The organism is Pantoea cypripedii (genome assembly GCF_002095535.1).
GTDB classification, from domain to species: domain Bacteria; phylum Pseudomonadota; class Gammaproteobacteria; order Enterobacterales; family Enterobacteriaceae; genus Pantoea; species Pantoea cypripedii.
The window spans coordinates 1,554,547-1,571,176 of sequence record NZ_MLJI01000001.1 but is presented as its reverse complement, the minus strand read 5'-3'; the positions used below and the strand labels follow the sequence as shown (position 1 = coordinate 1,571,176).

Below are 16,630 nucleotides of genomic sequence, written 5' to 3'. Positions count from 1 at the left end.
GGATGACGCACGCGGAGAAAAGCGTGTTTTACTCTTCTTTTTGCTGACCACTGGTCGCCCCTTTGTCGTTTGCCGGATCAGTATCAAATACCAGACCCAGCTCTTTGTTTTCATCAATCTCCGCTTTGCGGCGGCGCTTAATTTCACCCGGATTAGCGCCGCGTGCGCGCACCCAGTCACTTTCCGTTGCAGAGCCGCCACGGATCATTGATTTCCACGCGCCAGCCTCTTTTAGTGGGTCAATCCACGGCATCACCGGACCGCTGTAAACTGCGGTCATTAATGTTGACGGGTCTACCTCGGCGGGAACTTTAATAACACCGGAAATGATTGCCATGTTCAGCCACTTACGGTACATCGGTCGGGTTACGGCTCCCACGAATTCATCCTGAAGAATTCCATATCCTTCGAATGACTCCACCAGCTCCTGACGCTGGGAACTGTAGTTGCCGCTGTAGTTTCGGGAAATACTGGAAAAGCTGCTGCGACTGCCTGCGGCCACCGCGCGTAACTGGCCGTTGCGGAACGATTCAAGATTGGCATTAGGCCTGTCTGACTTGATCATGCCGATATCTTCACCCGGCATAAGATTGTCAAAAAGCATGCCCGGCTGAATATCGAGTTCACGCGCGCCAGAGGTGTTGGCGTCGTCATACGTCATGCCGTCGCCTTTTTTTATGTACATCCCGAGCGCCGCAGCGATACGCGCTGCGGTCAGTTCTGAGTCTTCGTACTCTTTCATTGCGCTCAGACGGATAAGAATGCCGGTAAGAAGGCTGTTCCCCCTGACCTGGTGCAATCGGCGGGTGAATTTCAGATGAAGCATGTTATCGGCGGCAATATCCTTAGTGTCGCCAAGAAGTAACCCTTTTGCGGCCAGGTTTTTATAAACAGCGTATTTCGTCGGTGCTCCCCAGTCATTCAGGTAGACTCCCTGCGTTAATGACTTGCCCGGATCATTCAATTCAAGCGGGACAAAATCCGGCTCAAGAGCCTCTAACCAGTAAGGGATTCCATTAGGTTTATTCAGGCCAGGAGCCTCACCCTGTACTAACTGGGCAAATACCTCCCCATCCCTTAGCCAGGTCCTCGCCATTAACCTCTCAAGGGAAGGCCGCGTAAATTTACCTGTGACATCTGGCGATACCGACCATTCAGCCCAAGCGGTACGGATTTGCCTTGAGAAATCGACAGCTAGTAACCCGCTTTTAAGCATCGGTTGAGGGTCAACGACTATTCCCTGTTTGCCTACAATTCGTTCCTCTAACTTGTCCAGCAGTCCGATAACCAGGTCATGATTATTATCCAGCCATCGGGCCTGCTCTCTGATTGAGCGTCCACCGAACTGATTGACCTGATTAGCGTTGCGGTTTTCACGCCTGGCCCGGTGCGTACGTGTCGGCATAGCGGCTTCATAGGCCCGGATTTCCAGCCGGGAACGCAGTCGGGCCGCTTTCCAGCCGGGTGAAATCAGCCCGATGGCGTTATCCAGTAATGTCATCGTGGAAACCTCGCCAGGCCGTACTGCGGTCGGCGACGCTGGGCGTTAATGCATGCCTGCAAACGTCGCTCAAGGTTTGCCCGCTCTTTCTGGATGGTTGCCAGGTCCTGAGTGGTATAGGACTGCCCATTGATTTCAACTGTCTTACCATCAAGCGCTGCCAGCTCTGCATCAATGTACTTCTGTAACATATTTTCAATATCAGCCTGATTCATAGCCAGCCTCCGTTAGATGCGGGTGCCCACGCTGAAGGCGTTGCTGCCTGGCGTGTCTCCGTTTGTTTTATTTCAGGTTCGGTTTGCCGTGCCACCGGCTGAGATTGCTGGACTCTGGGATGGTTGGACGGTTTATCCGGTGACCGCGCCCACTCCGGTGGGCTGTCCCAGTTAATGCGCTCATACCCACGTAATATGACCAGCGCCTGGGCGTAAACCAGCAGGTCAAACGCCTCGTTAGCGCCTTTGCCCGGTTTATGCCATTTCCCGTCTGTACTTCTCTCTTCGTAGGTCAGTTCGTCATAAAACCATTCACCCAGCCAGTCAGGGAAATGCACATAATTAGGACCGGGGGAATCACGCAGAAGCGCATTATTTATCCTGTCTTTAAGCTGGTTTGTCTGAAGCAGATACAGAGGCACATCGCCACGCGCTTCAGCGCTTCTGTTTGGCCTGTCGGTGTTGTCAGGTAACGTTTTGGTGATCAGCTTGCTGCGGCTGGCGCTGTCCCCTTTGAAGAGGTACACACGTTTGTGCACGCCGTCCTGGCGACATTTGCGCCAGAATTTGTAAGCGTTATCGGTTACGCCATCCTCACCGGCAGAGTCAACTGCCATTGCCAGTAAAGGGAGCGAAACCGAAGGGTCAGATGACATAGGCCAGTGCTTATCGAGCACATCAGATCGCAGCAGGTCCCAGTCTTCCGGGTACGCACCTGGATTGATTGGCAAACTTTCACCATCGGGTCCGCATCGCAGGGAATGCCGGATATTGTATCGGTCAACAATCCAGCGCTCGCCATGAGCACCGTAACCAGTCACCTGAACAACAAAGCGTTTATTTTTACCGGCCTGCACATCCACCGTTGCCACCAGAAAATGCACACCATCCGGCACAGTGCGACGGTTTACCGTCTCAGCTCGCGCCATCAGGGTTTCAGCTTTACGGGTTTCGGTCGCTGCCCGTGGCAGATAAGGACGCCCCCAGTCAGTGTTGATAACCGCCTTCAGCGTTTCTTCACTGCCGGTCGTCTCATATTCATGTTCGGCTGTCAGTAGCTTATAGGTAAGCTGCGCCCAGGTCTGATAGGCTGCTGCGGGGCCTTCCATCCAGAAAGAAGCAATACGCGAGCGGCGCGGCTCTCCTGAACGATTGCCAGCAGCATCAATTTTCTCCCCTTCGCGTAACCAGACATGCGCCTTATTTAGTTCACGCTTTTTATCTGCTGTGATGACTTTATTGCAATGCGGGCAGCAGACATGAGCCGATTCACTGGCTTTAACCGGGTCAGTATCTTCCCGGTAGCCTGTCATCGCCTCCATAGAAGGCTGAAAGTATTCACCACAATGAGGACAGGGCCAGTAAAGTCGGCGACGGTCGCCACGGTTATACAGAGACAGGCTTCCAGTGGTCGGCGGCGCTTCATGCGGGGTCTGCCGCTTCCATTTCGTGTCGGTAATTTCCCTGCCCGGTGAACCTTCAACGAGCGTCATACCGGCTGACATAAACGTTGTGGTACGTTTAGAGGCAAGCGAGAATCCGTCGCCTTCACCGTCAATATTCTCCGGGAAACGGTCATAATCCGTCAGCGCTACACATTTAAAATCGGACGATGACATGATGTTGACTGACGGCCAGCCAATCTTCAGGTAATTGCCCGCCAGGAATGTCCGGTCATGAACGTTATTATCATTTCTCAGCGGACTGAGTCGCTTCGCCACTTCGGGACTGACGCGAAATGTACGGGCAAGGCGCTTCTTGGAATGCTCACGCGCCTTTTCTTCTGTCATCTGGACAACCAGCATGTCAGAAGGATCACAGACCACGTTATAAACAACCCAGCCGTCTATCAGGCCGATGGTTTTACCCGTCCTCGCCGGACCAACAAAAACCACGGCGTCATATTCACGGGACGCCAGGCAGTTCATCGGCTCAATGATATAAGGAGCAACATCGGGGTCCCATTCGACAGAGTTACCCACCCCGACAGGAACGCGCATAAACTTATTAACTGCTTCCGCAACGGGTAACTTACGCGGCGCACGTAATATCGTGGCAGTATTTTTCCTGATCGCTGCTGCCGTGGCCTGACGCATGGCTACTCCTCTTCTGGCAAATCCTCCTCGTATTGGGGTGTATCAGCCATCTCAACCTTCAAAGCGATTTGATCACGCAGGTCATCAATAACTTTCTGGACCCTTACAACCGCTGCCGGAGTCATAGCGCAGTCGCGCTCCAGGATGTCGGGCAATGTTTCAAGTACCTGGACCACTGCTTTAGCCATAGAAGAAAATTCTCTGGCTACCTCAGATGCCGGTATCAGCTCGCCGGTCTCCTGCTGAAATTTCAGCCGTTCACGCTCTGACTGAAACCACGCTTTTCTGTCTGGCGGCAGCATTTTGTCTACATCCACCAGCTCGTCAGATGTGGTTCTGGTCAGCAGCTCCTTCAAAACATCCAGTAGCGAATACAGTTTGAGTTTTGCGTTGCTCCCCGGCGCAGGCTGCACATTACTGAGCCTGCTGGACACCGTCTGGCGGTGCAGATCGGTGAGCGTAGCGATCTGGTTGATATTGAGTCGGAAATTCTTTAATTCGTTATCCATGATGATGAACAAAATTTAATCATTTCGACATCGCGAAAAATCTCACGACTGAAATATCAGAGAGTTAACAGAATGATGATGATTCTGATGAAATGCAGAAAACTAGCCGTTTTCCGCGAGTGAGCCGCCCCGTGGATGGGTCCCCCTCCGGAGGGACCCGTTAATGATAATCATTCTCATTATCATGAATAATGCAGGTGCGAATGGGAACCGTTCGCATTTGATGCCGACTGAGCCAGACGCCAGGCCCGGCGACGCTCCCGCCTGACCTCACCATCAGGATGCACCTCAACCGCTGCACTATCAGCGTGGTCGGCCAGCGAGTAGCACGGGTAGATGACAGCTGCGCCATACGCATCACCAACCGCAAAGTCAGCTGGCTTGTCTTCGTTCCAGCGCGTCAGGATGCCTGCCAGCGCGTGCTGTGGCGGACTGTAGCAGACGCCATGAATCAGGCGCGGCAGCGTGATGCAGTCCCACCGATGCCGATCTGCTTCAATCAGGCGCTGCGCTATCACAGGCTGGTACTGCGGTGGCCTGCCGGTGCCGAGGTAAAAGCTCACCAGATCATCAGGGAATCGCACCAGCCATTCGGACACCAGCAACAGGAAACCTTCAACGGGCTGCGCATCATCTTCAAGGATGACAACCCGGCAATCCTGTTGTGCCGCCCACTCGATAGCACGGTGGTGATTCCAGTTGGCTCCCCTGCTTTCATCATCAATCAGCAGATGAGCACCAATCGAATTAGCCAGCCGCACAGCGGCAGAGCTCCGGGTGTGATGGCCGACCACCACAAACTTTATTTGTGTTGCCACCAGGCACACTCCTTACCGATTCCGTCTGACTTAAAAACCGTATGCACGCGCGGGCCGGTCACCAGCCTGTCACTGTAGCGATGCGCCACAATGCCAAAGGCAATCATGTCGCCCACCGCTGCCTCTGCCTTTTCTTTCTGCCAGAAGCGCATTGATTCGAGGTGGTAATACAGCCTGACAATTCCGTGCGCGATTGCCATCACGTCAGCGCGTGATCCACCCAGCAGGCCAGCATTCAGCATTACATCGTTGCGATGCTCACCCAGGAATGCCTGATAAATTGCCTCCGGGTGATGTTTAACAGCCCAGCTGTCAGCGTAAGTTTTTGGTTCCGAGCCAACGTAAACTTTTCCGGGTTCCATTTCCTGCCACGGCTCGCGCAGCATCTCAACATCCGTGCCATCGGTACACCACACGAACTCATATTCAGGATGATCCCGAAGGTGCTGCCAGATATGCAGCCAGCGCCGGAAATAGACATTCATTTTCACGTCAGGCATGCGGTGCAATTCAGCGTCAGCCGGTGCTGTTGTCAACTCATCAGCCAGCACGATACGCCCGCATCCGCGAATTGATGCCGCCCACTTTGTCAGCAGGTCAGGCGATGGCTGTATTTTGCTGTTGCGTTGCGGGTCTGGCTGGCTGGTCAGCAGGGTTGTGATAACCACGTTTCGCTGGCAGCGGAACGGCGCATAACCTGAATAGCCATCATCACGCCGCTTATTGTGGATGGTGACGTTTCGCTTAACCTGCGCTTCGCGGTCTGGTTTCGGCACGGAACGTTCAACTGCCTGATGCTCATCCAGCGAGTAAATCAGCTTTTCAGAGTCTGCCACATCGGCAAAAGCCCAGCTGGTCAACCCTGCGTTGTGAATGCGCAGGGCTAAATCAGAGTGCTCATACATGCCGCGCTGATAGATGGGGTCAAAACCACCAACTTTTTCAATCGCGCTGCGATGGTAATACAGCATCACTCCACGCTGGCCGGTATAGGCGATATGCTTATCATCCCGATACAGGACCGCGATATCACCCAGCTTCTGGCCTGTCGCAAAGTCCATGAACTGGTAAGCGAGATGAGGCTCAGGTGATTCGATGTAAGGATGTTCCCATCCACCACCAACTGGCCATGCGTCATCGTCCCACAGAAACAGATGTTCGCAGCCAGCATCAATCAGCACCTCAAGGCTGGTATTCTTTGATGCAACAATACCGCGTGACATGTCACAGCGAATCAGCCTCACACCTTCCGGCACTGTTACCGGTTTGGCTGACCCGTCATCAATAACAACCACCAGCGTACCGGCAGGCAGATATTTAAGGTGATGCTCCAGCGCGCGGGATAACACTTCATGCCGATTATGTGTGGTGATCGCGATGCCAATATTTGAGGCGCGCTTTGACACTGGCGCGTATCTCACACCATCAATCACAACGTCCATTCAGAGTTTCCTGCTGGTAGGTTTTATATCCTGCCGGTAATTTTCGATACCACCAGACAGCTAATCAGATCGTTTATTCTGTCAAAGGCACTGATAGAATGCCTTTTGCAGAATTTTATAAATACTTTTTAGCCAGCGCTATCAGCTCGTCTTTGGCACCCGCACCCAGTTTGGCCACACCATCAGCCACAAACTGGAAAGCCTGCTCAAAGTCCTGTACGCCAGTCTTCACTACAGTAATTGCTTGTTAGGTATCTCCATTTAGTAACTCGCTCACGTTCCGTTCTTCATTTGCATGTATTTTAAGCAGAAAGATTGTAGGAAACTCTAATATTTTCATTTTGGTTATTTTCTATGGCGATGCTGGATGACATCTAATACCTCGACATCAACACCTCAAAAAAATCAGATTCTTACACTTCATAATCCTGTTACCATTCATCCAACATCCATAAGGAGATACAGATGAGCTTAACTCAGGCTGAAAAGCTTCAAATTTTACTTCTTTGTGACATTCATAAAGCTCTTGGAATACAAAATAGTCTCGACGTGAATTTCATTAAAGAAGCTGTAGAAACTAACAACCTTTGGGCACTTGAATGGGAGTATGATTCTTTATCCAGTAACGCTGACAACCCTACAGAGGTTAAACATGTTTGCGATGTTCTGGTGATGTACGACATCCTTAAATTCACATATGAACGTCTATCATCCACAGAGCAGGCTCTCCTGGCAAAAGAGGTTCCCGGTTTTTCACCGGAGAATTCACTTACATTCCCTGGTTTCAATAGTAAGGCTGAGAGCAGGCTGATTAGTATTGCAGAAATGCTTGTAAGAATGGGGCGCTTTAACAGACAAGAAGTCTCTAAAAAATCTGATTACCCAACTTATGAATCCTCTGAAAGAATGTTGCAGGTCTTTACTCCTTCAAGAGAGGACTTTAATATTGGGCGTGGCATTACATATTCTGCATTAAGAGATACCCTGTTGGCAGGTAAATTTATCTCTAATCAGTGATATTTTCCCCTGTCGTTAGCCAATTTAAAGTTTCGCAACATTCACCAGCGGCCCTAAGCATATAGACTGTATAAAAACAGCTACTGACGGATACTCTTATAAGCGGCTCTAAAAAATGAGCTGCTTATTGAGATTAATTTTTAATAAAACGTCCGCGGCTGAATTTCGCGCTACTCCTGCGGTTTTTTATTCTCTTTATAGCATGAGAAATCACCGTACTCCATTTCGGATCTGCTCTACTATTACGGTATCCATCTAATGATTCAAGAAGGAATGACCAATTCTCAATCTGAGCTTCCTTGTCAGGACCAATAATCACTCTGAGCGATTGAATTACTCCATCCACGTCAGTTTTAACTTCACTAAGCGGTCTACCCGATTGATGCTCAGCTGCCAATTTTTTAATTTCTATTGCGAAAATATTTATATCGATAGTTTTCAAAGTCAGCTAATCTTCTTCTCGGATAGATTAGAAGAAGATTAGTTGACTAATTTGTATTTTGCGAATAGATCACTTCAACTTTGAGTGCTCCCGCAGATTTAAACAGTTTCACAACGCTTCACAGCGTGGCTAACCGTTATCCCTTGTCGGAGGATTCTTTAGCGGGAGGCCATTGTGACAATCACGCCAATTGCCATGCCCCAGCATAACGCCTGCAAAATTTCCCTGCCTGTTTGTGTCAGGCAAAGCAGGCAGATAATTGCCAACACGATCATGGTGAATACAGTTGCTGCAACCAAGCTTTCCTCTTGCTGCTTGTCTTCATATTCAGACGGCGCTTTAGTTACTGGTGCATCGGGATACTGACTGATAACACAGCGCGTTACACCCTGACAATCTTTTATCTTCAGGTTGCTCATAATGGCCTCGCGAATGATCATCATCAGGCGCATTCACAGGAATACGCCTTGTGATGATTACGCCAGCTTTTTAGCCACGGCGATCAGGTCATCAATCACCGTATGTGCCTTATCACCAGCAGCAACCACCAGCTCTTTCAGTTTTGCCAGTACCACTTCAGTGATGTCAGTTGCTGCCGGTTGTTCAGTTTGTACTACTTCATTTTCATCAGGCATTTCGCTTTTCTCTTCTTTGGGTTTAATAAACAGGCTTTTCAGCCATTCAATGAATTTCATTTCTGTCCTGCCTCAATGTTGCGTATCGCAGCGCGATGTAAGTTACACAGGCCAAGCGCGTCGTATAACTGAGCGTTAAGCCCGACACTATCCCCGAATGTCATCGGGTCCGGGACGGCAGGAACACTAATCGGGCTTGTCAGTTCCACTGGCAGGTTTAGCCGTGGCTGGCTGATTGTCCGGTACTCCACCACTGGCTGACTTTGCTGCTTCGCGCAACCGCTCAACAGCGCGACTGTCAACGGCAGCAGCAGCACATTTATCCGCTGCGAGATAACGCTTGATTTCATCCTGCAATTTCCTGTTTTGCTCTGCTGTTGCGGCGCGCTGATCTGCAACCTGCTGCATCACGACGTTTTGCCGGTCTACTGCTTTGGCAAGGTTATCCACGCTGGTGGCGAGATCATCATTCTTGGAACGAAGGTCATTAATCTGGCTGTCTTTGCTGTCGGTTAGCTTTTCCAGCCGGTCATTAGTCGCAGACAATTGTGAATTACGGGCATTGAGTCCCCACAGGCAAACGCAGATGAGGCCAATGATGATGAGGTGTGAATAATTTCGGATGAAGCTGATTACGTTGAGCATAGAATCCCCTTAGCTTTGGTTAAGCGGGATTTCCTGTCGTCCAGTCCGTTCGTGCCGCCGTTAATGATTCTGGTGATGCGGTCAACATCATCAGAATCGGCAAGCTCGTTTAAGCCGTGATTCTTCCACCATGCCGCCGCTGATGCTGCCGCCATCTGATAGCCGGTCAGCAAATCAGGGTTTGCCACAATGTCAGCGCTCAGTTGCTTAACAAGCGCTGCATAGTTGGCTTTACCGGTGATCTGAATTAACCCCCTGCCGCGATAGCGATATCCATCACCCGACTTAACATCACCATTGCCGTTACGATTGGCATAAATGATGCTGGCAATCATTGGCTGATTAGCGGCGTGCATTGCGTTTCTGCCGTATGCGCGGGCCTGCTCTGCGGTGATGCGATTGCGAAACATTGACGTCAGCGCGTTCTCGCTGTAATTCAGACCCTCTTCCACTTTGGTGAAACCAGCTGATTCATGCCCGGTCTGCGCCAGAAAGTGGGCCTGCCGTAACGGGGTGTTGATCTGGAAATCAGCCATTGCAGCGGCGACAGATGGAAACCATGTTGCAGCGGCTCCCAGGGAGATTCCTGTTGCCAGCTGAAATTTATTGGCCGTCAGCATTGTTATCCCCTAACCGCTTATCAAGAACCCGGCGCAGCTTTGATGAAAGCCAGTCAACACCGAGAAAGCCGAGGAACACAGCCGCAACGCGTGTCGTGTCGTCGCTGAAATTCCAGTTAAATACTGCGCCGAGCACCTGTAGTGTTGGCTGAAGAAAAAAAGCAAAGACACTGCACATAGCCGCATCCAGCAAACGCCGTGGCCACGTATCTTTGCCAATGTAAGTTGCTCTGAGGATCGCCATAACACCCGCCAGACCGGCATAACCCGATTCGTTTTTGTGGGCATATAACCAGGCGATCAGGCTGGCCCAAAACCCAACGTCTTTTTCCGGCATGCGCTTCATCTCCACCTCCCGCTGTTTGGGGTGGCTGTCTGTAGTAACAAAGAAAAATCGCCCTCCGCCACTGAGGGAAATCCAGTGAGGTCACATTGATTGGCAGGGGCGAAAATAGAAAAGGCCCACCGAAGTGAGCCTTTGAGCATGTTGTTAGCGAAAATTAAGCAGCGACGATATCTAATCGCTTACCGAGCGCTAAAATCGCTTTCTGGATAGTGTCTATTTTCGTGGAATGCTGAAGATCGAATATTCTGGTCACTTCCTGCTTTTTAACACCCATGCGATTAGCCAGCTCAACACGGGTTAAGCCGGAATCGACAAACGTATTAAGCATGATGACTTTCGCCACCACGCTTGCAGGTACTTCCACGAAATCACCGGTTACTTCCCCCGGCGCGGGGATTTTATTACCGTCTTCGAAATAGAACTCAAAGGCCGTCACCAGCGCATCAAGCCCCATATCTAAAGCCTCTTCACGGGTTTCACCCTGTGTCAAAGCCTCCGGGATATCCGGGAACGATACGAAAAATCCGCCGTCGCATGGCTCAAGATTTATAGGGTATCGCATATCGTTTTGATGAATCTCCGCGAGTACCAGCCCCGAAGGGCTGGTTTGTTATTTCAGGCCTAACTGCTTAAGTATGGCCTTTCGCAGTGGTTCTGCTATCTCAGCGCCGGGATGCCTTGGCATTACGCTTCGCTTCCCGTTGTATCTCAGTTTCAGATGGTTAGTACCGTTTGAAACTTCGACCCCCTGAGATTCAAGCCACCGCCTGAACTCGCTTTGCTTCACCTTTCCTCCATTCTGTTGAACATGTGATTATGGTAAGCATTAATGATTACTTGGTCAACATTTTTGTTTACTAGATGGAGAAAAACCCTGACGCACATCGGCGGTAATTTCCTGGCTCGTCAGCCGCAGGGTTAATTTTAAAAACGCAGAAAATAAAAGACCCCGCCAGATGGCAGGGTCAGTTGTGTGCGTTCCGCGTTGTGATGCTGGGGTAAATGTGCAGAACGCCCACCATGAGGAAGATATTAATCCATTTTCGGACAAAAGCAAGCTATTTGTTGATAACATGGTGCGATTATTCAGCAAATGACGATGAACGTGTCGCCTTCTTAAATACCAGATCAGCGTGATTCTCTTCTGATTCCAGTTTTGTTACCAGCTCGTCTAAAAATGGCTTCCAGTTCCGTGTCCAGGTGCGGATGTGTAAATCCTTAAGCTGGTGGCTTATCACCTTAAATGCCCTACTTGCCGGGCTTCTGCGAAAACCTACTCCGCTGCACCGCTCACAATCCTTTTCAACAATGCATCCTCTAATCCTGGATTGCTCAATATCACGAACACGGCCAGAACCATTACAGCGGCAGCGAGCCGACATCTTTCCTTTGCCGTGACACGTCACGCACTGCGTTTCTGTAGGTTCGATACGATATTTTGCCGGTGTTTTTTCTCCGCATCCCGGATGAACCAGAACATTAGCAATCCCGTTAATAACGCCTCTGCCCTGACAGTCCGGGCAGGTATGAGTAGTTGCGGCAGAGCGGGTATATTCTTCGAATGCCAACCTGCAAAGGATGGCGAGGCATTTGCCGAGATTATTCCCGGCACCCTTAACGATAAGTCGTGGCGTGTTCTCGCGTGCGTATGCCAGCAGATGCTGAATTGCTCGCTCTTTGTCTTCTTCGCTGATGCCAGCCTTAGCCAGTACAGCAGAGAAACCCAACGGGGATTTAGCCTGGCACATACCTAAGGCCCCCATAACATCTGTGCCGGTTAGCGCTTCACTCGCTGTTGCGCGTGAACTATCGCTGATATTCATACCCTTCGGGGCAAAGTGCTTTAACGCTGATTCAAGGTTCATGCCCTTTTATCTCCATGCCGTTTTATTTTTTCGCCGTCCCGATAACCCCGACTGCAATCGTGTGATCAAGGAATCTGAACAGCAGTTCAAGCTGACTGCCGTATCTGTCTTCGAACGCCACCGGGTCCCGGTGAAGTTCATCGTGATGCGCCCTGCAAAGCGGTATCACAAATAAATCATGTGCCTTAGTTCCCATCCCTCCCTGTCCGTGTCCGATGATGTGGTGCGGGTCATCCGCAGGCTTATTACAACAGGCGCAGGTCTGCGCTTTGACCCACCGTGTGTACTTCTCGTTAACCCAGCGTCTGCGCTTTGGGCGCTTCATGAATGACTCTGGCGATTCAGGGTCGATAGCCAGGCCAACAACGGCTTTAACTATTTCTGCCGCTTCCTGAATCACTTCCCGTGCGGCCTTCTCCGGCTGGATGTGCGATTCCTTCATTGCGCCAGTAGCCTTTTTCTCTGCTGGCATGCGCAGAACACGCCGCGCTGGCGCTTCCGGGATAAGGTCGATCACGTCTTTGATTGATGCCCACCAGCACAGCTCAGGTAACGTCATGCGATGGTCAACACCTAACCCCATCTGCAAGCATGCTGATTCGATAATCCACCTCGCCAGATTGCCCGCTGCAACCTCTTCCAGCTGCTCCGGCAAACCATTCGCCCGGCAGTAATTATCATGGTGATAGCACAGGCAAACCGTGCCCGATTCGGTCCGCAGGGTAGTGTAATGCGGATGATGATAGGATTCCTTTTCCTCACGCTGGCAGGCGTTAATTTTTTGCACCCACGCATCATGCGCTTCCCATCCACCAGCAGCGATGATCACTTTGTCAGCAGAGAAGAAGTCTTTCAGCTGGGTTTCGTCCAGTAATGGCTGGCTGCTGTCGTTGATTAAGCCCGATGGAAGGTTTGCCAGTTCACCCGGTGGAGTGCTGATCAGCACCCGGCCACGGAATAACGGGAGCAAATCACGGCCAGGCTTTAACAACACAATTCCAATGTTTGGGACCAGTTCAGCGGTAAGTAATGCCCTCATGCTGCCACCGCCTGATAATCACTGATTGTCACTTCTGCCCTGCCACCTTTGATAACTGGCCCCCATTCGATGATGATTCGCTTAATCTGGCTATCGTCCAGCCATACACCGGCATGAGTCAGGCTGTCGAATAGCGCTTTCTGGTAGTTATCAAGGTCTCGCCTTATACTGGATGGCGGGAACAGGATCACATTCACCTGAACATCAGTGGTGATCGGTTTGGGTTTGCGCTTCAACTGCTTCCAGACCGACACAATGGACTCTGAACGGAAAGAGCGCCCGAAGGCGCTGATTAATACTCCCTTTCTGGTGTTTCTCCAGTAGGTGTTTACGGTTGGGGGGAATGGCAGGGTTAATTTCATCCTACAAAAACCTCCTGCTCAGGAATGATGAAAGCCAAAAGACTGCTACACAGCAAAACAAAATTGAGCATGTAATTCGAAACCACTCCGCGTGCGTCACCATCCAACCAAGCGCCAAACCAGTGATCCATGTGATTATGATAACCATCATAAATTTGAAATGAGCAATCATAATTACGCCACCCTCCCGGCGATCAGTTGCACACTGCTGTCACACTGATTACCCCAGCAATCCCACCCCTCGGCGGCGGTACGCGCGAATAATTCAATGCGTGACACGTCACCATAAAGTTTCTCCAGGCGGTTACGCACCTCCCAAGGTTTGGCGCTGTGTTCGCCCAGGCATGAATACACAACCTGCTTAACCGATGCGCTGGCGCGTGGTAGCCCTGTGCCGCGTGTGGCGATCAATACGTCCTCTGTGTTGCTGCGGGTGTGGTTGCCGCCATTCATACGGGTTTCAGCGTTGAGCATGTCCAGCAGGTCGTTAAAGTCGTGAATGGATTGTTCTTCCAGTGCGCGGTTAAAGCGCTTCTCGGCCAGCTGATTCAGTTTCACCCAGGTGAAGCCCTTCATAGTGCGCACACGGAATCCCCACGATTCCACCAGCTCTCTGGCCTCCTGGTTGTGGGTGCCGGTGTACCACATAGCCAGCACCGCGTTTTCTTCGGCAAGCGCCCACACGGGCAGGCGCTTAAGGTCAGTCATCGACATGGTTTGATAGTGATCGGTAGCAGCACCATTGCTGATGCTGTTGTTGTAGGGCCACGGGGGATCGGCGTAGATGAGTTGGTAAGGCATTATTCGCCCTCCCCGTTCTGCTCATTGGCATCGCGGTATTCGTTGAGGATGGAAATGACTTCAGCAGTATATTTATCATCGTGATACAGCACTGCTTCACCATCAACTACACCCATGTAACGGGCATCACACAGTAGCTCGACCAGACGGCGGGCTTTGGCTGCGCTGAACTGAGGCATAGCTGCGGAACGGGTCAGTTTCTTCTTCCCGCTGGCTTTGGCTTTTTCCAGTTGCTGTGTAGCAATCCGGCCAGCGCTGGCACCATGCTCACGGCTTAAAGCAACGGCTGTTGTTGGTGCAACTTCACCGGACTCAACCATGCTGATCAACTCTTGTCCTGATGAAAGCAACTGGAGATGGGTTTCCACGTCAGTGATTGAACGTCCAAACTCTTTGGCAATTTCAGTAAGTGAATATCCCTGATTTTTCGCGCGTACATACCCTAGCGCACGCTCAATAGCGCTGATTGGTTTGCCTTGGGACGATTTAGCCTGATGTGCAAGAGCCTGTAGAGGGGTTCCCACAAAGTCTTTGCACTCAATGCGTGGGATTGGATACCCCATTTCTGCTGCCAGTTTGGCACCGATGAATCGATGTTGACCATCTAGCACCTTGATCCCCTGCTCTGTCACGATTACAGAAAGCGGGGGAAGATCAGCTCCTGCAATCCAGCAGTCACGCATGTATTCAGCGTGCTCCATGTCCAGAGGCCGAATGTTAAAGCCTTCCTCCAGATACAGCTCGTCAATCGGCACCATATAGGTTTTTTTTACAGTGATGCCTGTACCGTTTTTCTCTTTGCCTTTGTACACCAGAGATAAAGTGCTCATTTGGTTTCCAGCTCCCATGCCAGGGTAATAATCAGACCGGTTATCATCAGGACCGCTAAGCGGCTTCCACGGTAGAAATCTGCGTTGCGCCGGTAGTGGCGCTCTATGGCTGATCTCATTGGCGCTTACTCCGCTTTTCCGGGTATTCAGGTTCCGGCTTTGGTCTTATCCAGTTCGCCATCTCAATGCAGTGCGCACGGCAAATGATCGCCTTCTGTCGCAGTCCTGGCCGGTATGTCTCATCGTGGGCCTTCAACCACTCACGGGCGGCGCGATGCCAAAAGTTTTTCGCCTGGAGTTTCATCGCGTTTTCCGCGATTTCGATATACCGCTTATCGCTGGCGTCTGTTTTTTCAGCGGTGTAGTAACGGGATTCAGCATCACGCCACACATCGCCCATCACTGACATTTTCCGAAGAGTTTCTGAAACGGTGTTTCGCGTATAGCCTGACAATTCTGTGATTTGTGATGCCGTCTTTCCTGGCTGGTCCAGCAGGATTCTGGTGATTGCGGTTTCAGCGTTCATCATGCCCCCCTCCATCCATCCGGGTGCGCGTAATCAACGCTCGCGGTTTGGTTAACATCGCGCGGCATGGACTTTTTGATGTTGTTCCATTCGGAGCGAGGTGGGCGGCCAGCATGGTCCCATTTATTCGCCGACTGGAGATAACCAGGGAAATTCTTCGGGATAAAAAGCGTTGCCGGGCGAAGGTACTGAGCCTGCTCGGTGTCGCGCCAGTGCTCATTCTTGTAATCAACAACCAGTTTCAGCTCATCGGGTTCGTAGCCCTCGGCAAGGCGGGCTCGGATATTCTCCAGTGACGCACGGCTGACCTGGAACTTTGAACTGGTGGTTTGGTTGAGATGGGTTAAAACCTGTTTAGCCAGGTCTGTAATCACAACTTCCCGGTCGGGTTGCGCAGCAACCTGACAAGAGTCTTTACCTGTATTCTCTGTAGTAATCTCTGTTGTATTCTCTGTAAGAGATGAGGGCATTTTACCCCCCATCGATGAGGTAATTTTTCCCCCATTCGATGAGGGTAAATTTGCACTGTTCGATGAGGGTGAATTTGCACTCTTCGATGAGGGCAATTTGCACTCATCGGTAAGTAACGGGCTTTCGTAGTTAATCGCATAGAAATTGGTGCGATCATGCTTCGATTTATTCAGTTGCTCGACGCGGATTAGTCCCAGCTTTTTGAGGCTGTTTAAAGCACGCTTAACCGTGTCCGTTGACCAGAATGGGAATTGCTCTCCCCATTGTTCATGGGTGTTATAAACCCACTTTTGCCCGTCTTTTTCGATGCCTGATGGCGTCTCTTCCAGCCAGTAGCAAATCTGCTGAAGCACGATTGCTTCAGGCAGACCAATACGACAGGCGAGCACAGGACTAACCACCAGCGGCTTTACTTTAAGCAGTAAACTCATGGCGCTACCTTCCTGAACT

24 protein-coding genes are annotated in these 16,630 nt (G+C 50.9%); 1 reads left to right on the top strand and 23 read right to left on the bottom strand.

Going from position 1 to position 16,630, the window contains the following annotated elements; genetic code table 11:
• Positions 1-28: 28 nt before the first annotated feature.
• From HA50_RS07285 to HA50_RS07260, 6 genes are all read right to left on the bottom strand, one after another.
• Positions 29-1,501: a phage portal protein gene (locus tag HA50_RS07285; RefSeq protein WP_084873798.1), complete on the bottom strand. Its 1,473-nt coding sequence runs from the start codon at positions 1,499-1,501 to the stop codon at positions 29-31.
• Complete coding sequence (locus HA50_RS07280) at positions 1,498-1,716, bottom strand: hypothetical protein (RefSeq protein ID WP_084873797.1); 219 nt, start codon at positions 1,714-1,716, stop codon at positions 1,498-1,500. Before HA50_RS07280 ends, HA50_RS07285 begins: the two co-directional genes overlap by 4 nt.
• Positions 1,713-3,812, bottom strand: a complete 2,100-nt coding sequence (locus HA50_RS07275; protein WP_084873796.1) for a phage terminase large subunit family protein — start codon at positions 3,810-3,812, stop codon at positions 1,713-1,715. The genes HA50_RS07280 and HA50_RS07275 overlap by 4 nt, the downstream gene beginning before the upstream one ends.
• A gap of 2 nt (positions 3,813-3,814) precedes the next feature.
• The gene (locus HA50_RS07270) at positions 3,815-4,321 is read right to left on the bottom strand and encodes a DUF1441 family protein (protein ID WP_084878398.1); all 507 of its coding nucleotides are present in this window, start codon (positions 4,319-4,321) and stop codon (positions 3,815-3,817) included.
• A 182-nt stretch (positions 4,322-4,503) separates the two neighbouring features.
• Positions 4,504-5,142: a hypothetical protein gene (locus HA50_RS07265; protein WP_084878396.1), complete on the bottom strand. Its 639-nt coding sequence runs from the start codon at positions 5,140-5,142 to the stop codon at positions 4,504-4,506.
• Positions 5,124-6,581 (bottom strand): glycosyltransferase family 2 protein, encoded by a 1,458-nt coding sequence (locus HA50_RS07260; RefSeq protein ID WP_084873795.1) that lies wholly within the window; start codon positions 6,579-6,581, stop codon positions 5,124-5,126. Before HA50_RS07260 ends, HA50_RS07265 begins: the two co-directional genes overlap by 19 nt.
• 465 nt (positions 6,582-7,046) lie before the next feature.
• On the opposite strand from HA50_RS07260, the gene HA50_RS07255 reads away from it, so the two are divergent.
• Entirely contained in the window at positions 7,047-7,598 is a 552-nt protein-coding gene (locus tag HA50_RS07255; protein ID WP_084873794.1) for a YfbU family protein, read from the top strand.
• Between the two features lie 133 nt (positions 7,599-7,731).
• On the opposite strand, the gene HA50_RS30990 is transcribed toward HA50_RS07255, so the two are convergent.
• The 17 genes from HA50_RS30990 to HA50_RS07185 form a co-directional block, all read right to left on the bottom strand.
• Positions 7,732-8,040, bottom strand: a complete 309-nt coding sequence (locus HA50_RS30990) for a hypothetical protein (protein WP_139810903.1) — start codon at positions 8,038-8,040, stop codon at positions 7,732-7,734.
• A gap of 158 nt (positions 8,041-8,198) precedes the next feature.
• Complete coding sequence (locus HA50_RS07250; protein WP_084873793.1) at positions 8,199-8,492, bottom strand: hypothetical protein; 294 nt, start codon at positions 8,490-8,492, stop codon at positions 8,199-8,201.
• Positions 8,493-8,516: 24 nt separating this feature from the next.
• Positions 8,517-8,735, bottom strand: a complete 219-nt coding sequence (locus HA50_RS07245; protein ID WP_084873792.1) for a PLC family EF-hand domain-containing protein — start codon at positions 8,733-8,735, stop codon at positions 8,517-8,519.
• Positions 8,732-8,926 (bottom strand): Rz1-like lysis system protein LysC, encoded by a 195-nt coding sequence (gene lysC / locus HA50_RS32120; RefSeq protein WP_420851457.1) that lies wholly within the window; start codon positions 8,924-8,926, stop codon positions 8,732-8,734. The genes HA50_RS07245 and lysC overlap by 4 nt, the downstream gene beginning before the upstream one ends.
• Positions 8,862-9,320 (bottom strand): Rz lytic protein, encoded by a 459-nt coding sequence (locus tag HA50_RS07240; protein WP_084873791.1) that lies wholly within the window; start codon positions 9,318-9,320, stop codon positions 8,862-8,864. Before HA50_RS07240 ends, lysC begins: the two co-directional genes overlap by 65 nt.
• Positions 9,308-9,940, bottom strand: coding sequence for a glycoside hydrolase family 19 protein (locus HA50_RS07235; RefSeq protein ID WP_084873790.1), 633 nt, complete (start codon positions 9,938-9,940; stop codon positions 9,308-9,310). The genes HA50_RS07240 and HA50_RS07235 overlap by 13 nt, the downstream gene beginning before the upstream one ends.
• Entirely contained in the window at positions 9,924-10,286 is a 363-nt protein-coding gene (locus tag HA50_RS07230) for a phage holin, lambda family (RefSeq protein WP_244193563.1), read from the bottom strand. The genes HA50_RS07235 and HA50_RS07230 overlap by 17 nt, the downstream gene beginning before the upstream one ends.
• 154 nt (positions 10,287-10,440) lie before the next feature.
• Positions 10,441-10,848 carry a type II toxin-antitoxin system HicB family antitoxin gene (locus HA50_RS07225; RefSeq protein ID WP_084873789.1) on the bottom strand — a complete coding sequence of 136 codons (408 nt, stop codon included), beginning with the start codon at positions 10,846-10,848 and terminating at the stop codon, positions 10,441-10,443.
• Positions 10,849-10,896: 48 nt separating this feature from the next.
• Complete coding sequence (locus tag HA50_RS07220) at positions 10,897-11,073, bottom strand: type II toxin-antitoxin system HicA family toxin (RefSeq protein ID WP_084873788.1); 177 nt, start codon at positions 11,071-11,073, stop codon at positions 10,897-10,899.
• A 295-nt stretch (positions 11,074-11,368) separates the two neighbouring features.
• Positions 11,369-12,151 (bottom strand): antitermination protein Q, encoded by a 783-nt coding sequence (locus HA50_RS07215; protein ID WP_084873787.1) that lies wholly within the window; start codon positions 12,149-12,151, stop codon positions 11,369-11,371.
• Positions 12,152-12,173: 22 nt separating this feature from the next.
• Positions 12,174-13,190, bottom strand: coding sequence for a DUF968 domain-containing protein (locus HA50_RS07210; RefSeq protein ID WP_084873786.1), 1,017 nt, complete (start codon positions 13,188-13,190; stop codon positions 12,174-12,176).
• On the bottom strand, positions 13,187-13,552 hold the full coding sequence (locus HA50_RS07205; RefSeq protein ID WP_084873785.1) for a RusA family crossover junction endodeoxyribonuclease: 366 nt from the start codon (positions 13,550-13,552) through the stop codon (positions 13,187-13,189). Before HA50_RS07205 ends, HA50_RS07210 begins: the two co-directional genes overlap by 4 nt.
• A gap of 174 nt (positions 13,553-13,726) precedes the next feature.
• Positions 13,727-14,353: an MT-A70 family methyltransferase gene (locus HA50_RS07200; RefSeq protein WP_084873784.1), complete on the bottom strand. Its 627-nt coding sequence runs from the start codon at positions 14,351-14,353 to the stop codon at positions 13,727-13,729.
• Positions 14,353-15,183 carry a ParB/RepB/Spo0J family partition protein gene (locus tag HA50_RS07195; protein WP_084873783.1) on the bottom strand — a complete coding sequence of 277 codons (831 nt, stop codon included), beginning with the start codon at positions 15,181-15,183 and terminating at the stop codon, positions 14,353-14,355. Before HA50_RS07195 ends, HA50_RS07200 begins: the two co-directional genes overlap by 1 nt.
• A complete protein-coding gene (locus HA50_RS31995; RefSeq protein WP_276329368.1) occupies positions 15,180-15,302 on the bottom strand; it encodes a hypothetical protein in 123 nt (40 codons plus the stop codon). Before HA50_RS31995 ends, HA50_RS07195 begins: the two co-directional genes overlap by 4 nt.
• Positions 15,299-15,712 carry a hypothetical protein gene (locus tag HA50_RS07190; RefSeq protein WP_084873782.1) on the bottom strand — a complete coding sequence of 138 codons (414 nt, stop codon included), beginning with the start codon at positions 15,710-15,712 and terminating at the stop codon, positions 15,299-15,301. Before HA50_RS07190 ends, HA50_RS31995 begins: the two co-directional genes overlap by 4 nt.
• Positions 15,709-16,611, bottom strand: a complete 903-nt coding sequence (locus HA50_RS07185) for a conserved phage C-terminal domain-containing protein (protein WP_084873781.1) — start codon at positions 16,609-16,611, stop codon at positions 15,709-15,711. Before HA50_RS07185 ends, HA50_RS07190 begins: the two co-directional genes overlap by 4 nt.
• Positions 16,612-16,630 lie beyond the last annotated feature (19 nt).

Bases quoted from the DNA above. Each gene is read 5' to 3' on its own strand.
- HA50_RS07285 (WP_084873798.1), bottom strand. From the start codon at position 1,501: ATGACATTACTGGATAACGCCATCGGGCTGATTTCACCCGGCTGGAAA.
- HA50_RS07280 (WP_084873797.1), bottom strand. From the start codon at position 1,716: ATGAATCAGGCTGATATTGAAAATATGTTACAGAAGTACATTGATGCA.
- HA50_RS07275 (WP_084873796.1), bottom strand. From the start codon at position 3,812: ATGCGTCAGGCCACGGCAGCAGCGATCAGGAAAAATACTGCCACGATA.
- HA50_RS07270 (WP_084878398.1), bottom strand. From the start codon at position 4,321: ATGGATAACGAATTAAAGAATTTCCGACTCAATATCAACCAGATCGCT.
- HA50_RS07260 (WP_084873795.1), bottom strand. From the start codon at position 6,581: ATGGACGTTGTGATTGATGGTGTGAGATACGCGCCAGTGTCAAAGCGC.
- HA50_RS07255 (WP_084873794.1), top strand. From the start codon at position 7,047: ATGAGCTTAACTCAGGCTGAAAAGCTTCAAATTTTACTTCTTTGTGAC.
- HA50_RS07250 (WP_084873793.1), bottom strand. From the start codon at position 8,492: ATGCGCCTGATGATGATCATTCGCGAGGCCATTATGAGCAACCTGAAG.
- HA50_RS07245 (WP_084873792.1), bottom strand. From the start codon at position 8,735: ATGAAATTCATTGAATGGCTGAAAAGCCTGTTTATTAAACCCAAAGAA.
- HA50_RS07240 (WP_084873791.1), bottom strand. From the start codon at position 9,320: ATGCTCAACGTAATCAGCTTCATCCGAAATTATTCACACCTCATCATC.
- HA50_RS07235 (WP_084873790.1), bottom strand. From the start codon at position 9,940: ATGCTGACGGCCAATAAATTTCAGCTGGCAACAGGAATCTCCCTGGGA.
- HA50_RS07230 (WP_244193563.1), bottom strand. From the start codon at position 10,286: ATGAAGCGCATGCCGGAAAAAGACGTTGGGTTTTGGGCCAGCCTGATC.
- HA50_RS07225 (WP_084873789.1), bottom strand. From the start codon at position 10,848: ATGCGATACCCTATAAATCTTGAGCCATGCGACGGCGGATTTTTCGTA.
- HA50_RS07215 (WP_084873787.1), bottom strand. From the start codon at position 12,151: ATGAACCTTGAATCAGCGTTAAAGCACTTTGCCCCGAAGGGTATGAAT.
- HA50_RS07210 (WP_084873786.1), bottom strand. From the start codon at position 13,190: ATGAGGGCATTACTTACCGCTGAACTGGTCCCAAACATTGGAATTGTG.
- HA50_RS07205 (WP_084873785.1), bottom strand. From the start codon at position 13,552: ATGAAATTAACCCTGCCATTCCCCCCAACCGTAAACACCTACTGGAGA.
- HA50_RS07200 (WP_084873784.1), bottom strand. From the start codon at position 14,353: ATGCCTTACCAACTCATCTACGCCGATCCCCCGTGGCCCTACAACAAC.
- HA50_RS07195 (WP_084873783.1), bottom strand. From the start codon at position 15,183: ATGAGCACTTTATCTCTGGTGTACAAAGGCAAAGAGAAAAACGGTACA.
- HA50_RS31995 (WP_276329368.1), bottom strand. From the start codon at position 15,302: ATGAGATCAGCCATAGAGCGCCACTACCGGCGCAACGCAGATTTCTAC.
- HA50_RS07190 (WP_084873782.1), bottom strand. From the start codon at position 15,712: ATGATGAACGCTGAAACCGCAATCACCAGAATCCTGCTGGACCAGCCA.
- HA50_RS07185 (WP_084873781.1), bottom strand. From the start codon at position 16,611: ATGAGTTTACTGCTTAAAGTAAAGCCGCTGGTGGTTAGTCCTGTGCTC.